Raw genomic sequence first — 994 nt, 5'->3', positions numbered from 1 at the left:
AGCGAGAGCTGGGGAAGACCCGGCAGGAACTGCACGAGCTCAAACAGCAGCTGTCCGATCTGCTGGAGTTCTTCACTGCCATGCGCGGGGCCTTCAAGGTGCTGAATTGGCTTGGGAAACTGGCTAAGCCCGTGGCGTATGTCGTCATGCTGGGCACGGCGTTGCTCGGGTTCTGGACTGCAGTTCGTGCAGGAGGTGGCCGATGAGCTGGAAAGCGAAATTCATAGCTATCGTTGGCGCCGGCGCGGCCGCCCTGGCAGTTCCCTTAGTGCAGCACTACGAAGGCACCGTGTTCAGCACCTACCGTGACCCGGTGGGTATCATCACTGCCTGCACGGGCCACACTGGTCCAGAGCTCAAGATGGGCCAGACCTACACCCGTGAGCAATGTGAGGAGATGCTCTACAAGGACTTGGCCAAGCATGCCGACGCCTTGAGCTGCGTTCGTGCGCCGTTGACGGACGGCCAGCGAGCTGCGTTCCTGAGCTTCGCATTCAACGTGGGGGATGACGCCTTCTGTCGCAGCACCCTCGTGCGCAAGGCCAACGCTGGAGACATCAACGGCGCTTGCGCAGAGTTGAGCCGCTGGACCTACGCCAGCGGAAAGCAGCTGCCCGGCCTGGTGCGGCGTCGTGCTGCTGAGCGGCAACTATGCGAGCAGGGGCTGGCATGACCGGCCGCGCCAAGGCCCTGGTGCTGGCCGTGCTGCTGACCGCGGCCTTTGCCGCCGGCTGGTGGGTCAATGCCCAGCGGGCAGAGGCCCGCATATCGCTCATGAAAAAAGAGTATGCAGAGCAGAAGATGCGTGCTGGCGCATCGGCTTTGGCTTCCTATTTACGCATGGAGAAAACTAAGGATGACGCAATCAAATCTGCCCAGGAGCGGGCAGGGCGCCTGCAGACTGATGCTGGTGCTGCTGCCGCTGCTGCTGACAGGCTGCGCAAGCAACTCGCCGGAGTTCCTGCCCGTATCGCAGCCGCTTCCCGCGCCGCCG

Annotated in this window: 2 protein-coding genes and 1 pseudogene; all 3 read left to right on the top strand. The window is 62.9% G+C overall.

Going from position 1 to position 994, the window contains the following annotated elements; genetic code table 11:
- A partial coding sequence (locus P353_RS27370) for a hypothetical protein (RefSeq protein ID WP_034375390.1) occupies positions 1-206 on the top strand: 206 nt, incomplete at its 5' end.
- The gene (locus tag P353_RS27365; RefSeq protein WP_034376674.1) at positions 203-673 is read left to right on the top strand and encodes a lysozyme; all 471 of its coding nucleotides are present in this window, start codon (positions 203-205) and stop codon (positions 671-673) included. The genes P353_RS27370 and P353_RS27365, both read left to right, overlap by 4 nt.
- 29 nt (positions 674-702) lie before the next feature.
- Positions 703-994 (top strand): annotated as a pseudogene (locus P353_RS27360) (hypothetical protein); the annotation flags it as partial.

Origin of the sequence: Comamonas testosteroni, assembly GCF_000761245.1 — a bacterium.
Taxonomy (GTDB): Bacteria; Pseudomonadota; Gammaproteobacteria; order Burkholderiales; family Burkholderiaceae_C; genus Comamonas; species Comamonas testosteroni_C.
This window is presented reverse-complemented; position numbering and strand designations above follow the sequence as displayed.